13 protein-coding genes are annotated in these 12,185 nt (G+C 68.1%); 8 read left to right on the forward strand and 5 right to left on the reverse strand.

All coding sequences use genetic code 11. From position 1 onward, the window contains the following. Nucleotides 1–8 precede the first annotated feature (8 nt). Together ACQ260_RS07885 and ACQ260_RS07890 are read right to left on the reverse strand one after the other, a co-directional pair. Nucleotides 9–431 carry a magnetosome magnetite crystal formation protein family gene (locus tag ACQ260_RS07885; RefSeq protein ID WP_432558880.1) on the reverse strand — a complete coding sequence of 141 codons (423 nt, stop codon included), beginning with the start codon at nucleotides 429–431 and terminating at the stop codon, nucleotides 9–11. Between the two features lie 118 nt (nucleotides 432–549). Further along, nucleotides 550–984: a YdeI/OmpD-associated family protein gene (locus tag ACQ260_RS07890; protein ID WP_432558881.1), complete on the reverse strand. Its 435-nt coding sequence runs from the start codon at nucleotides 982–984 to the stop codon at nucleotides 550–552. Nucleotides 985–1,188: 204 nt separating this feature from the next. Between ACQ260_RS07890 and ACQ260_RS07895 the strand changes: the two genes are divergently transcribed. From ACQ260_RS07895 to ACQ260_RS07925, 7 genes are all read left to right on the forward strand, one after another. Beyond that, nucleotides 1,189–1,749: an antibiotic biosynthesis monooxygenase gene (locus ACQ260_RS07895; RefSeq protein ID WP_432558882.1), complete on the forward strand. Its 561-nt coding sequence runs from the start codon at nucleotides 1,189–1,191 to the stop codon at nucleotides 1,747–1,749. Nucleotides 1,750–1,773: 24 nt separating this feature from the next. Further along, nucleotides 1,774–2,607 (forward strand): TatD family hydrolase, encoded by an 834-nt coding sequence (locus ACQ260_RS07900; RefSeq protein WP_432558883.1) that lies wholly within the window; start codon nucleotides 1,774–1,776, stop codon nucleotides 2,605–2,607. A gap of 3 nt (nucleotides 2,608–2,610) precedes the next feature. Further along, nucleotides 2,611–3,264, forward strand: a complete 654-nt coding sequence (locus ACQ260_RS07905) for a nitroreductase family protein (protein ID WP_432558884.1) — start codon at nucleotides 2,611–2,613, stop codon at nucleotides 3,262–3,264. After that, nucleotides 3,261–4,112 carry a 16S rRNA (adenine(1518)-N(6)/adenine(1519)-N(6))-dimethyltransferase RsmA gene (rsmA, locus tag ACQ260_RS07910; protein ID WP_432558885.1) on the forward strand — a complete coding sequence of 284 codons (852 nt, stop codon included), beginning with the start codon at nucleotides 3,261–3,263 and terminating at the stop codon, nucleotides 4,110–4,112. Before ACQ260_RS07905 ends, rsmA begins: the two co-directional genes overlap by 4 nt. Before the next feature lie 107 nt (nucleotides 4,113–4,219). Further along, nucleotides 4,220–4,642, forward strand: coding sequence for a ribbon-helix-helix domain-containing protein (locus tag ACQ260_RS07915; protein ID WP_432558886.1), 423 nt, complete (start codon nucleotides 4,220–4,222; stop codon nucleotides 4,640–4,642). A gap of 147 nt (nucleotides 4,643–4,789) precedes the next feature. After that, entirely contained in the window at nucleotides 4,790–6,040 is a 1,251-nt protein-coding gene (locus ACQ260_RS07920; RefSeq protein WP_432558887.1) for an extracellular catalytic domain type 1 short-chain-length polyhydroxyalkanoate depolymerase, read from the forward strand. A 96-nt stretch (nucleotides 6,041–6,136) separates the two neighbouring features. Further along, complete coding sequence (locus ACQ260_RS07925) at nucleotides 6,137–7,273, forward strand: DUF808 domain-containing protein (protein WP_432558888.1); 1,137 nt, start codon at nucleotides 6,137–6,139, stop codon at nucleotides 7,271–7,273. A gap of 99 nt (nucleotides 7,274–7,372) precedes the next feature. On the opposite strand, the gene ACQ260_RS07930 is transcribed toward ACQ260_RS07925, so the two are convergent. Together ACQ260_RS07930 and ACQ260_RS07935 are read right to left on the reverse strand one after the other, a co-directional pair. Continuing rightward, a complete protein-coding gene (locus ACQ260_RS07930) occupies nucleotides 7,373–8,833 on the reverse strand; it encodes an NAD-dependent succinate-semialdehyde dehydrogenase (RefSeq protein ID WP_432558889.1) in 1,461 nt (486 codons plus the stop codon). A gap of 159 nt (nucleotides 8,834–8,992) precedes the next feature. After that, nucleotides 8,993–9,634, reverse strand: coding sequence for a TetR/AcrR family transcriptional regulator (locus ACQ260_RS07935; protein ID WP_432558890.1), 642 nt, complete (start codon nucleotides 9,632–9,634; stop codon nucleotides 8,993–8,995). A 64-nt stretch (nucleotides 9,635–9,698) separates the two neighbouring features. Here ACQ260_RS07935 and ACQ260_RS07940 point away from each other — a divergent pair, with 64 nt between their 5' ends. After that, complete coding sequence (locus tag ACQ260_RS07940) at nucleotides 9,699–10,124, forward strand: ester cyclase (RefSeq protein WP_432558891.1); 426 nt, start codon at nucleotides 9,699–9,701, stop codon at nucleotides 10,122–10,124. Between the two features lie 20 nt (nucleotides 10,125–10,144). Here the strand turns inward: ACQ260_RS07940 and ACQ260_RS07945 are convergent, their stop codons facing one another. Beyond that, complete coding sequence (locus ACQ260_RS07945) at nucleotides 10,145–12,118, reverse strand: vWA domain-containing protein (RefSeq protein ID WP_432558892.1); 1,974 nt, start codon at nucleotides 12,116–12,118, stop codon at nucleotides 10,145–10,147. Nucleotides 12,119–12,185 lie beyond the last annotated feature (67 nt).

Here is a 12,185-nt window from a genome sequence, read left to right on the forward strand (position 1 = left end):
CACCGCGGTCAGTGGGGTCGCGGCCGGCTTTCCCGGCGGCCGCGGAAGAACGGGATGCCGTTCCACTTGACCACCTTCATCGAGTGCGCGGCCACGAGCCCGACGATCGAAACGATGATGTGGACGAGGCTGATCGCCGCCCAGAGGGTGACGAAGATGCCCATCGGGAAAAAGCCGTCGGGGATGTTGTCCTGGAAGGCGATGAGGATCGTGAAGTGTGCGCCCATCAGGAGCACGGTCGCGATCAAATAGGTCAGCCCCCAGTTCGCCGCGCGTCGCCCGTTCTCCTCGGCGAGCGGCCCGTTCGCGCGTTGCATGCGGCCGGACACGATCATCGCAATGCCCGCGACGATGCTGCTGAGGACGGGGACGAGAGTAAGGATCAACAGTCCCATGCCCCAGGGCAGCATGCCGTTGGGTTGGGGGATCACGCCCGGTCGGGGCGGTGCGTATCCATGCCCGACCGGCGGGCCGTAGCGGGGAGGGGGAGGGGTGTTTGGGTGCACGGGGTCACTGTAAGGACCGATGGGCCGGTTCGGCGCGGCGTGTTCAGTTCTGGAGCGCCGCCACGCAGGCCGCGATCCGGCGGGCGCGGGTCTCGGGCTGCTTGGCGCCCTCGATCGCCATGACGTGCTTCCGCCGGCGGCTGAAGGACAGGAGTCCCCACGCTGCCTCGACTCCGGCGGCCTCGAGCGCGGTGGCGAGGTCTGCCGGGGTCTCGATCACACGCTCAGCGACATCGAGCTCGAGCTGGACGTCATAGGTCTCGCCATCGATCGCGTCCGCGGCCTTTCTGTTGGCGATGCTGACACCCAGATAGTGCACTCCGCCATAGACGGCGATGCTCGAGCGCCACGTGTGGTCGCCCAAGGTGACGACGACCTTTGGGCGCCGGCCGCCTTGAAGAGCGTCGACGACGTCGGCGGGGACGGTGAAAGCGGCCGTATTGCCTCCGCGGTTCTCCAGCACCGCACGGAACTTCATGGTCTCAGCCTGTCATGTGGTCGCGGGTCGCGGGTGGCGGAACACTCGCGGCGCGCTCCGCGCACGTGCCCAACGCTCGTCGACCTGCTTGGCGCCGTCGAGCGCCCCGAGCCGGCGAAGAGCGCGTCGAGCCGATAATGACGGAGGCAGGGGATCGGTGGGACGGTCGATCGTGCGTAAGATCCCCCCAGCAACGATTCACCAATGGAGGTGGCCGTGGGCGAGGACCCGGTGACCGTGACGATCGCGCGTCGGGTGATGCCGGGACGTGAGGCGGACTTCGAGGCATGGGCGGACCGGCTGACGGAGTCGGCTTCGGCGTTCCCGGGCTATCTCGGCTGCGGTCGGCTCAAACCCGGCGCGGGGGAGGGGGACCCCCAGAACTGGCACGTCGTCTATCGCTTCGCAAGCCAGGAGACGCTCGACGCCTGGGAGGCGAGCGCCGAGCGTCAGGACCTCCTCGACGAGGGCGCCGAACTGATGGAGACGGTCGCCGCGCAGAAGGTCTCGGGCCTGGAGACCTGGTTCTCGCTGCCCGGCATGCTGACGCCCCCGCCGCCGAAGTGGAAGATGTTCCTGGTCTCCGGTGTGGTGATCTATTTGTTGCAGGTGCTGGAATACACGGTCTTCGGGCAGTTCGTCCGCGACTGGCCGATCCCGGTCCGGGTGCTGTTCATGTCGTTCCCGGTGACCGCGATCATGACCTGGCTCGTGATGCCGAGGGCGAGCGTGTTGCTGCGCAGGTGGTTGTTCGGGGCCAAGTGACCGCTGCGGCGTACACTCCCGGGCGTGAAGAAGGAACTGCCCCCGAGCCCTGAACCGCTGCCGCGGCCGGTGGTGGACTCCCACTGCCACTTGGACACCGCCGACCATGTCACGGGGCTGTCGCCGGCCGACGCCCTTGCCCGCGCGGCTGAGGTGAACATCACCCGGATCGTCCAGATCGGCTGTGACGTCGACGATTCGCGCTGGGCGCTGCGGGTCGCCCAGGAGCACCCCGAGATCATCGCGACCGTCGCGCTGCACCCCAACACGGCGGCGCGCATGACCCGGGCGGAGATCTCCGCCGCGCTCGTCGAGCTCGACGCCTTGGCGGCCGAGGACCGCGTGCGGGGGGTCGGGGAGAGCGGGCTCGATTACTACCGGACGAGGGAGGATGAGGGGAAGGCCCGCCAGCACGAATCGTTTGCGGCGCACATCTCGCTCGCCAAGGCGCACGGGAAGACCCTCGTGATCCACGACCGCGACGCGCACGACGACATTCTCAAAGTGCTCGATGCCGAGGGGGCACCCGAGCGGTTCATCATGCATTGCTTCTCCGGTGACGCGGCGTTCGCCCGGGAATGCTTGGACCGGGGTGGCTATTTGAGTTTCCCGGGGCCGGTGACCTACAAGGCCAACGAGGATCTGCGTGCGGCGCTCCGGGTCACCCCGGCGGACCGGGTGCTGGTCGAGACCGACGCGCCCTATCTGGTGCCGATGCCGTGGCGCGGCTATCCGAACGCCTCCTATCTGATCCCGCACACGGTCCGCTTCATGGCCGAGGTCCGCGACGAGCCCGTCGAAGAACTCTGTGACGCCCTGACCGCGAACGCCTTCGCTGCGTTCGGTGGTGCCTGGTGAGTGATGGCTGAGGACAGCGCCCGGGGCCCTGCGTTGCCGGAGGTGATCCGCCGCCGGCACATGACGCGGCGCTTCACCGGGGAACAGGTGGCGGCTGAGTTGGTGGACGAGATTGTGGGGTACGCGCTGCGCGCACCGTCGGCCGGCTTCACGCAGGCGGTTTCGTTGCTGGTCCTCACGGGCGATCGCGTACGCCGGTTCTGGGCGGTCACCACCCTGCCGAAAGGTGTCAACCCGAATCAGCTGGTCACCGAACCCCCGAACGCGTGGCTCGCCGGGATGATGACGGCGCCCGTGGTGGTCCTGGTGTGGACGGACCGCGGGGCCTATGAGCGGCGCTATGCAGAACCGGACAAGGGCTGGGGCACTGATCCCGAAGCGCAGCCGTGGGCAGCACCCTATTGGTGGGTCGATGCGGGCATGGCCGCGCAGAATGTTCTGTTGGGCGCAACCGCCCATGGCCTGGGTGCCTGCTTTTTCGGCGTGCCGCCGGATCGCGCGGAGGCGGTGCGTCGCGCGTTCCGCGTACCCTCCGATCAACTATCCGTCGGCGCCCTCGCTCTGGGGTGGCCCGCTGACCGGGTGGGTGTCGGAGGCTCGGCGCGGACCCGGAAACGGCGCGACCGCGCGGAGCTGATCCACAAGGAGGTCTGGTGAGCGGATTGCTCGATGCCCGCACGGTCCGTGAGTTGGCTGCTCAGCTCGACCTGCGGCCCACCAAGCAGCGCGGGCAGAACTTCGTGATCGATGCGAACACGGTCCGGCGGATCGTCGCGCTGGCCGAGGTCGAACCCGACGATGTCGCACTCGAGATCGGCCCCGGGCTGGGGTCGCTGACCTTGGGGCTGCTCGAGGTCGCGCGCCAGGTGACCGCGGTGGAGATCGAGGATTCGTTGGCGGCGCAACTGCCGGTCACCGCGGCGGCCCGCCTGCCGGGCTCGGCGGAGCGGCTCCGCGTGATCAACGCCGATGCCCTGCGGGTTGACGAGCTGCCCGAGCCGGCGCCGACGACGGTGGTGGCGAATTTGCCGTACAACGTCTCCGTCCCCGTCCTCCTCCATCTGTTGGCTGCTTTTCCTTCGCTGCGACGCGGCTTGGTGATGGTGCAGCTCGAGGTGGCCGACCGCCTGGTCGCGCTGCCCGGGTCGAAGGTCTATGGGGTCCCGTCGGTGAAGATGGCCTGGTATTGCTCCGCCAAGCGCGTCGGCACCGTGCCCCCGTCGGTGTTCTGGCCGGCGCCGAATGTGGATTCGGGGTTGGTGCGGTTGGTACGCCGTGACCCGCCGGTCACCACCGCCACCCGGGAACAGGTCTTCCGGGTGATTGATGCCGCCTTCGCCCAACGACGGAAGATGCTGCGCGCCGCACTGTCCGGCATCGCAGGTTCCTCGGCTGCCGCCAGTGCGGCGATCGAGGCAGCCGGGATCGATCCGACTCTGCGCGGGGAAGCGCTCGAGGTGGTCGATTTCGCCCGCATAGCCGAGGCCCTGTCCGCCGCGGGGTGAGTCCGGTTCGGCTGGGATTGGTTCCGCATGGATGGGTCAGGGATTCCACTTGCCATCCAAGGGGATGGTGCTAGGATGATCTCATCATCAAGAAGATCGGAGTTCCGATGGTGAAGGACAGCCCCGCAGCGGGTCGGCCCGAGCCGGAGAAGACGGAGAAAATCACCGTCAACCTCGGCATCGTCGACCTGGGGGAGATCGACCTGCTGGTGCAGGAGGGCTTCTATGCCAACCGCACCGACTTCATCCGCTCGGCCATCCGCGCCCAGCTGGCGACCCGGGCGACGGCGGTGCAGCAGACCGTCGTCCGCCGGACACTTCAACTGGGCAATCATCACCTGTCCCGCACCGACCTGGAAGCGCTTCAGGCGGCGGGAGAGATGACCGAGGTGCGCGTCCTCGGTCTGGCTTCGATCGCCGACGATGTCACGCCCGAACTCGCACTGGCCACCATTGCCTCCATCGAGGTGTTGGGCGCGTTCCGGGCTTCCGCCGCAGTCAAGGCCGCGCTGCGGTCGCGAATTCTCTGATCCCCCCGGGTCCGTTGACCCGCGGACGGTTCATTTGCCGGATCTGACGATCCGAGACACGTCACCTCGCCGCATCATCTGATCGGCGACCCCTCAACCGGACGAGCTTGGCTCGGCCGGCCCCGCGAACACATGTGAGGAATCACCATGCCCACTTCCCTGTCAATTCCCGACCCCACTGCCATGGCGGAGGCTCTGCACCTGACCAAATCCGGTCGGCTTGCCGAAGCGACCGCGATGATCCAGCGCGCATTGAGTGGCGCGCCCATCGATGCCGAGCCCACCACCTATCAGGTCCACCAGCTACCGGACGATGCCGTCGTGATCGAGGGCGAGACTGTCGACGATGAGGTGCCACGTGCCGACTGCTCGGCCAGGCTCCGAACGGGCCACGCTCGCCGCTCGAGCGCTGTGCCCCCGCCGCCGACCTGCCGGGCGCGATCGCCGCGGACGCACGCGGTGCCCAACCTCGGTTCGCTGCCAGGTCTCGGTTCCCTGCCTGATCTGGCGTCCCTGCCAGACCTGAGTGGCTTGCCGGGACTGGGGTCCCTGCCCGATCTCGGCTCCCTGCCGGGTCTCGGTGGCGGAGCGGGAGCGAGCACGAGTCGCCCCTATCGCTTGCACGTCCCGGCTGATCTGCCGCCCGGCCCTCGCCCACTGGTGGTTCTGCTCCATGGCGGCACCCAGGACGCGGCTTCCTTCGCGGACGCGACCGGGTTCGACGCGCTGGCCGATGAGCACGGGTTCATCGCGCTCTATCCGGAGCAGATCACGGCAGCGAACCCAATGCGCTATTGGAACTGGTTCAACCGCTCCGACCAACAGCGCGACGTCGGCGAGCCGGCGATCCTCGTCGGCTTGGTCAAGGAGATCGCGGCCGAGCATGACATCGACGAGTCCCGGGTGTTTGTCGCCGGTTTCTCGGCCGGGGCTGCGATGTCGAGCGTGCTCGGTGCGACTTATCCGGATGTCTTCGCGGGCATCGGTGTGCACTCGGGCCTGGCCCATGGCGCAGCGACCGACATGATCTCCGCCTTTTCCGCGATGCGGCAGGCGCCGGCGACCGCGCCGGCGGGGGCGCTGCCGACCATCGTGATTCATGGCGATGCGGACCCCACGGTTGATGTCAGCAATGCTGCGGGCGTGCTGGAGCAGTTCGCCCCGGCGGGTGCGCTGCGGCGTACCCACCAGGAAAAGGTGGGCGGACGCGAGGTCGAACGCACGCTCGTGGAGCGCGACGGTCGCGTCGTCGCCGAACGCCTGGTGATCCACGGAGCCGGGCACACGTGGTCGGGTGGACGAGCGGGCGGATCCTACGCGGACCCGAGCGGACCGGACGCTGCCGCGGAGATCGTGCGGTTCTTCGGCCTGATCGACCGGGAGCGCTCGGAGAACTGATCCGCGCGTCACGACGGACAGGGGGAGGTGGGGTTGCCCGCCTCCCCCTACTCTTGAGCGAGGATCGCACCACGCGTTCAGGAGAGGACTGGGCCCATGAGCGGCGGACTGGCTGCCCTGTTGGATGACATCGCGGCGATGGCTCGCATGGCCGCCGCGTCAGTCGACGACGTCAGCGCGATGGCCGGCAAGGCGAGCGTGAAAGCTGCCGGTGTCGTGGTGGACGACGCCGCGGTGACGCCGCGCTATGTCACCGGGTTCACGCCCGACCGCGAGCTGCCGATGATCAAGCGGATCGCAAAGGGTTCGATCATCAACAAGCTGATCATCCTCGTGGTGGCGATCGCGCTGAGTGAGTTTCTGCCCTGGATTCTGACTCCGTTGCTGATGTTGGGCGGGCTGTATTTGTCGTACGAGGGCGCCGAGAAGATCTGGGAGAAGCTCAGCGGCCACTCCAAGGCGAAGGAGGCACCGGTCTCGGTCAAGGGCGAGGGCCAGGAGGACGCGATGGTGAAGGGTGCGATTCGCACCGACTTCATCCTCTCGGCCGAGATCATGGTCATTTCCCTGAGCAGCATCGACCCGAACGCCTCGATCTGGATGAAGCTCGCCACCATGGTGGTGGTCGCAGTCCTGATCACCGTCGGTGTGTACGGCGCAGTCGCGCTGATCGTGAAGATGGATGACATCGGCCTGCGGATCGCCCGTGGCCAGTCGAAGGGCTCGCAGGCGTTCGGCAACGGGCTCGTCAGGGCCATGCCGAAGGTCCTGGCGGTGCTGTCCGTCGTCGGCGTGATCGCGATGCTGTGGGTCGGTGGGCACATCCTGCTCAAGGGTCTCTATGACCTCGAGCACTCGGTGGGGTTCGGCTGGACGGCGCCCTACGACTTCGTGCACCACCTCGAGGTCCTCGTGCGCGACGCCACCGGACCGCTGGGCGGTTTCCTCGGCTGGCTCGTGAACACCTTCTTCTCGTTCCTGTTCGGTCTCATCATCGGCGGCATCATCGTCGCGATCATGCACGTGCTGCCGTTCGGGAAGAAGCACGGCGACGAGCACGGTGCGCACGCTGAGGACGGTGCGCACGCTGAGGACGGTGTGCACGCTGCGGACGGTGCGGCCGCGCACGGAACGGCCACGCCTGGTGCGGCGGCGCCGGAATCCGTCGCGGACGCGGATGCGGCTCGCCCCGGCGAAGACCCGAGCCGATCGGGCGACGGCCAGGGACTCTGACGGTTGGTCGACCAAGACCGCAAGAACTGAACAATCGATCTCCGGATTGCGGGCGACACGCCGACCGCGGCCCGATCGACTGTTCAGTTCTTGCGCGTGTCACCAGGATGCGGCGACGTACTTGGTCTCCAAGTACTCCAACAGTCCTTCGTGCCCGCCCTCGCGGCCGAGACCGGACTGCTTCCAGCCACCGAACGGCGCTGCGGGATCGGACACGACGCCGCGGTTGATCCCGACCATGCCGGACTCGATGCGGTCGGCGAATTCCAGGCCGGTCGCGAGGTCGGCGGTCTGGATGAACGACACGAGCCCGAATTCGGTGTCGTTGGCGAGCTCGATCGCCTCGTCGAAGGTGTCGAACGTCGTCACCGGCGCCACCGGGCCGAAGATCTCCTCGGTCAGGCAGCGCGCATCCCGAGGCACGTCGCGCAACAGCGTGGGCTGCATGAAGTAGCCCGCGCGGTCGATGCGCTCGCCACCGACGACGATCTGCGCGCCACGCGACGTGGCATCCGTGACCAGTTCGAGGATCCCGTCGACGGCGTCGGCACTGATCATCGAACCGAGTTGCGTGTCCTGATCCAGTGCATAGCCGACGGTCACCGCCTGCAGCCGTTCCGCGAACCCTGCACAGAACTCGTCGACGCGACTGGAATGGACGATGAACCGGTTGGCCGCGGTGCAGGCCTGACCGCCGTTGCGGAGCTTGGCGACCATCGCGCTGTCGAGGGCCGTCGCCATGTCCGCATCCGCTGCCACCACGAACGGCGCATTGCCACCGAGCTCCATCGACGTGCGCAGGACGTTCTGTGCAGCGCCTTGCAGCAGGCCTCGTCCGACCTCGGTGGAGCCGGTGAAGGAGAGCTTGCGGACGCGGGAGTCCGCGAGCATCGCGCCGACCACGTCGCCGGTGGAATGTGCGGTGACGACGTTGAGGACACCGGCCGGCAGCCCTGCCTGACGGAACAACTCGGCCAGTGCGAACGAGGTCAGGGGCGTGGCAGAGGCCGGCTTCAGGACCACCGTGCATCCGGCGGCGAGCGCCGGGCCGATCTTGCGGGTCGCCATGGCGAGCGGGAAGTTCCACGGGGTGACGAGCACCGAGACGCCGACCGGCTGCAGTTGCTTGATGATGCGATATTGCCCGGTCGGCGCGGTCGCGAAGGACCCGATGCCGCGGCAGGCTTCCTCGGCGAACCAACGCAGGAACTCCGCGCCATAGTCGACCTCGCCCTCGGCGTCCGGCGTCAGCGCCTTGCCGGACTCCTGAGCGATGAGCCTGGCGATTTCGGCGCGCTGGGCCATCAGCAGCTCCCAGGTCCGACGCAGGATCTCGGCGCGGTCGCGCGGGGGAGTGGCGGCCCAATCGGCCGCCGCTGCGGCGGCAGCGCCGATCGCTGCGACGCCGTCCTCCGGGGTGCCGGCGGCCACGTCCGTAAGGGCCTCACCCGTGCCGGGATCCTCGACGGTCAGGCGTGCGCCGTCACTCGCATCCCGCCACTCGCCGCCGATGAAAAGGCGCCCGGCCAGAGCCCGTGCGCACGCGGAGTTGTCGGTCATCACCATCGTCCTCCTCGCTGAGTCGTCCCTCTTGCAGCAGCGTAGTCGTGCCGCCTCGCCACGAGTTCACCCAACGTTGACGTTTGCGAACCCGTCTGTTGTGGGTCGCGGGCCGTGACGTGATCGGCTTGCGCGACCTCCCAACGGACAGGGCAGCAGTCAGGGTGTTGCGAGGAATGACGCTCGCAGTTCTCCGGCGAGCCAGCTCTGGTATTCCTCAGGCGTCCAGCCGCACTGACCGACCAGCCGGGCATACAGCTCCGGCGAGTTCAGCGTCCAACAGATGTCGATGGCTTGCTCGAGGGACAAACCGTCCGGCAGGCCGAAGCTCTTGTGGAACGCGGTCATCGCGTGGGTGCTGCCTACCCGGCGCTCCTGCTCGATCGTGGTGAGGAACTCCGCCGCGCCCGCATCCCGCGCGACGCCGAGACCGACCAGCGGGCCGAGGATCGGATGGACCCGCTCGCTGAGCAGGCGTGACCACGCGGCATAGCGCTCGACCCACTCGTCGGCGCTCCCGGCCTCCCGCAGGGCCGAAAACTCGGGCCGCTGGCTCATCGGCACCTCGTCCTCATCACCTGCGAGTGTGACGTCGTAACACGCCTTGAGCAGGGCGCTCTTCCCGCCGATGGAGTTGTAGATCGTCTGTTGACTCACGTCCGCCGCGCGAGCCACGGCCATGACGCCCAAGCCCGCGTACCCCTCAGCCGCCAGCAGTTCCGTCGTCGCGACGATGATGCGGTGCCGAGTCGCGGCGGCGGCCTCGCGGCGCGCTGAATTGTCATACGGGCGGGTTGTCACCGGGCCTCCAATTGCTTAGATTAATATTCCAGTGGAATAGCCTTCTGGTGAAAGGATACCGACCATGAGCAACGCCGCTCTCCCTGCCGCTATGCGGATCCTCGACGCGATCAACTCCGGCGATCTGTCCTGCATCCCCGAGTGCGTCACCGCCGATTTCGTCGATCACGGCTCGCCGATGCCGATTCCGCCGGGACCGGCGGGGTACGCACAGATTCTCGGGTTCGTCACCCAGGTCCTCCGCATCCGCTATGAGCTGCAGGACCTCATCACCACCGACGACCGGATCGTGGTGCGGGCGGTGGCGACCGGCGTCGGTGTGCCGCAGATCCACGGCCCCGAAGCCGCCGGCCGGGCGTACGAGATGGAGACGCTCCACATTTATCGCACCGAGGGCGATCGGCTCGCCGAGCACTGGGGCGTGCGCGACGAACTCGGGGCCATGCGCCGCATGGGTCTGGTGCCGGAGCCGCAACCTCAGCCGCATTGAGTGCGCTGCCGAGGCGTCGTTCAGTCCATCCACCAGCGGCGGCGGTCGCTGAGATACGACCCCACGACCGCCGCACCCAGATCGTCGAGCTCCGGCGCGATGACCCGTCCCTGCACCCGCCGGGCGAGGGCCTCGGTGAAGCGCGCGAGCCCAGGATCCTCGCCGAGGCGGAAGAAGGTCGTCTGCGCGCCCAGGCGCATCGCCTGTTCGAGCTCCTGCACGGTGATCGAGAGTGTGTACTGCGACGGTGGATAGTCGAAGTACGCCTCCCCGTCCGGTTCGAGGTGCGCTGTCGGCTCACCGTCGGTGACGATGAGGAGCACGGGCTGCGCCGACGGGTGTCGGCGGAAGAACCGGTTGGCCAGCAGCAGCCCGTGGTGGAGGTTCGTGCCCTGGATCCCATAGTTCGTCTGCAGTGCTGTCAGCTCGGCGATGTCCAGCGTCCCGGCGGTCCGGCCGAAGCCGATCACGGTCAGCGCGTCGCCGCGGAATCGGGTCGAGATCAGGTGATGCAGAGCAATGGCGGTGCGTTTCATCGGCACCCACCGGCCCTCGATGGCCATCGAGAACGAGGTGTCGACCAGCAACGCCACCGCCGCCTGGGTCCGCGCCTCGGTCTCGGTCACCTCGATGTCGCCGATCCCGAGTCGCACGCCTCGCGTTGCATCGCCGCCCTCTGCGACAGTCCGCTGGACGGCGTTGGCCACGGTCCGGGTCACGTCCCACGGCTCGGTGTCGCCGAACTCCCACAGCCGTGACGACCCGGTGCGTTCGCCTGCGGCGCCGGCGTTGCGGGTGTCGCGGTTGCCGGTGCGCCCGGACAGCCGCTCCGCCACGTCCCGCAGCAGCGCCTTGCCCAGCTGCCGCATCGCTTTCGGCGACAGCCGGAGCTGGTTGTCCGACCCGCGCTGCAGATAGCCCGAGTCCCGCAGCGCCTTCTCCAGCTCCGTCAGCGTCCGGGCGTCCACCGCAGCCTCGGGCCCGAGTTGGCGCGCCAGGGCGTCGAGATCGACGTCGTCCAGGGCAGCGCCCGCGTACTGCTGTGACAGCTGTGCGCCCAACTCGTCCAACTCCGCCAGGTCCTGCATCATCCCGGTCGCCTCGCCGAGCCCGACGCCCTGCTGCCCGTCGAACTCCTCGCTGCCGTCCCAGTCCTCGCCGGGGCGCAATGCCATGAGGTTTTGGTCGAGGCGTGCAAGGGACTCCATGAGTTCCGGAGAGCCGAACGCCTGAGCCGCCAGCGCGTCCAACTCGGCTCGCTGGTCGGGGGAGAGGGAGTTGCGCATGCGCTGGGCGGCGGCGGCGCGCTGGGCGAGTGCATCGAGCAGCTCGTCGATGTTCTCCGGGTGCTCCGGGAAGAACTCGCCGTGCTTGGCCATGAAGTCGCGGAACTGCTGGTCGGTGTCCTCGCCCAGCGCGTGCGCTTCGAGCAGTTCGTTGAGGTCGGAGAGCATCTCGTTGACCCGGGCGCGGTCCTCATCGGTGGCGTTCTCCAAGGCCTGCTTCATGCCGGCGAAGCGTTGATCCAGGGACTCGCGGCCGATGAGGTCGGAGATTTCCTGGTACGCCTCGCGCGCCTCGGGGCTGCGCCAGTTGTAGTCGCGCAACTCGTTGACTGCCGCGGCGGTGCTCTGGGGAAGGTTCTCCATCTGCATCTCGGCGAACCGGGCGTCGTCGTCGAGGTCCCGGGCGAGCTGCTTGCGCTCGGCGAGCACGGCTTTGTCGAGCAGTTCGCGGATCTCCTCGAGAGTGCCGTCCAGGCGATGCCGCTGCAGCAGTTGCTGCCGTTTGCGGGCCACCTGCCGGGCCAGATCGTCGAGGCCCGTCTGGTTGCGGGTGCCGCGGCGCAGGTATTCCCGCATCGCTCGCTCCGGCGACGTGCCGTCCATCACCTCGCGACCGATGTGCTCGAGCGCCTCCGCGAGGTCCACCGGCGGCGCAAGCGGATCCGGGCCGCCGCGATAGCGGCCATAACGGGAGGTGTGGCGAGCCATGGCGCCAGCGTACGTGCCGTTCGCCGGCCCGGAGCCTCCGCTGCGCCAATCACAACGTCGGAGTTGT

The organism is Ammonicoccus luteus (genome assembly GCF_050880385.1).
Taxonomy (GTDB): domain Bacteria; phylum Actinomycetota; class Actinomycetes; order Propionibacteriales; family Propionibacteriaceae; genus Enemella.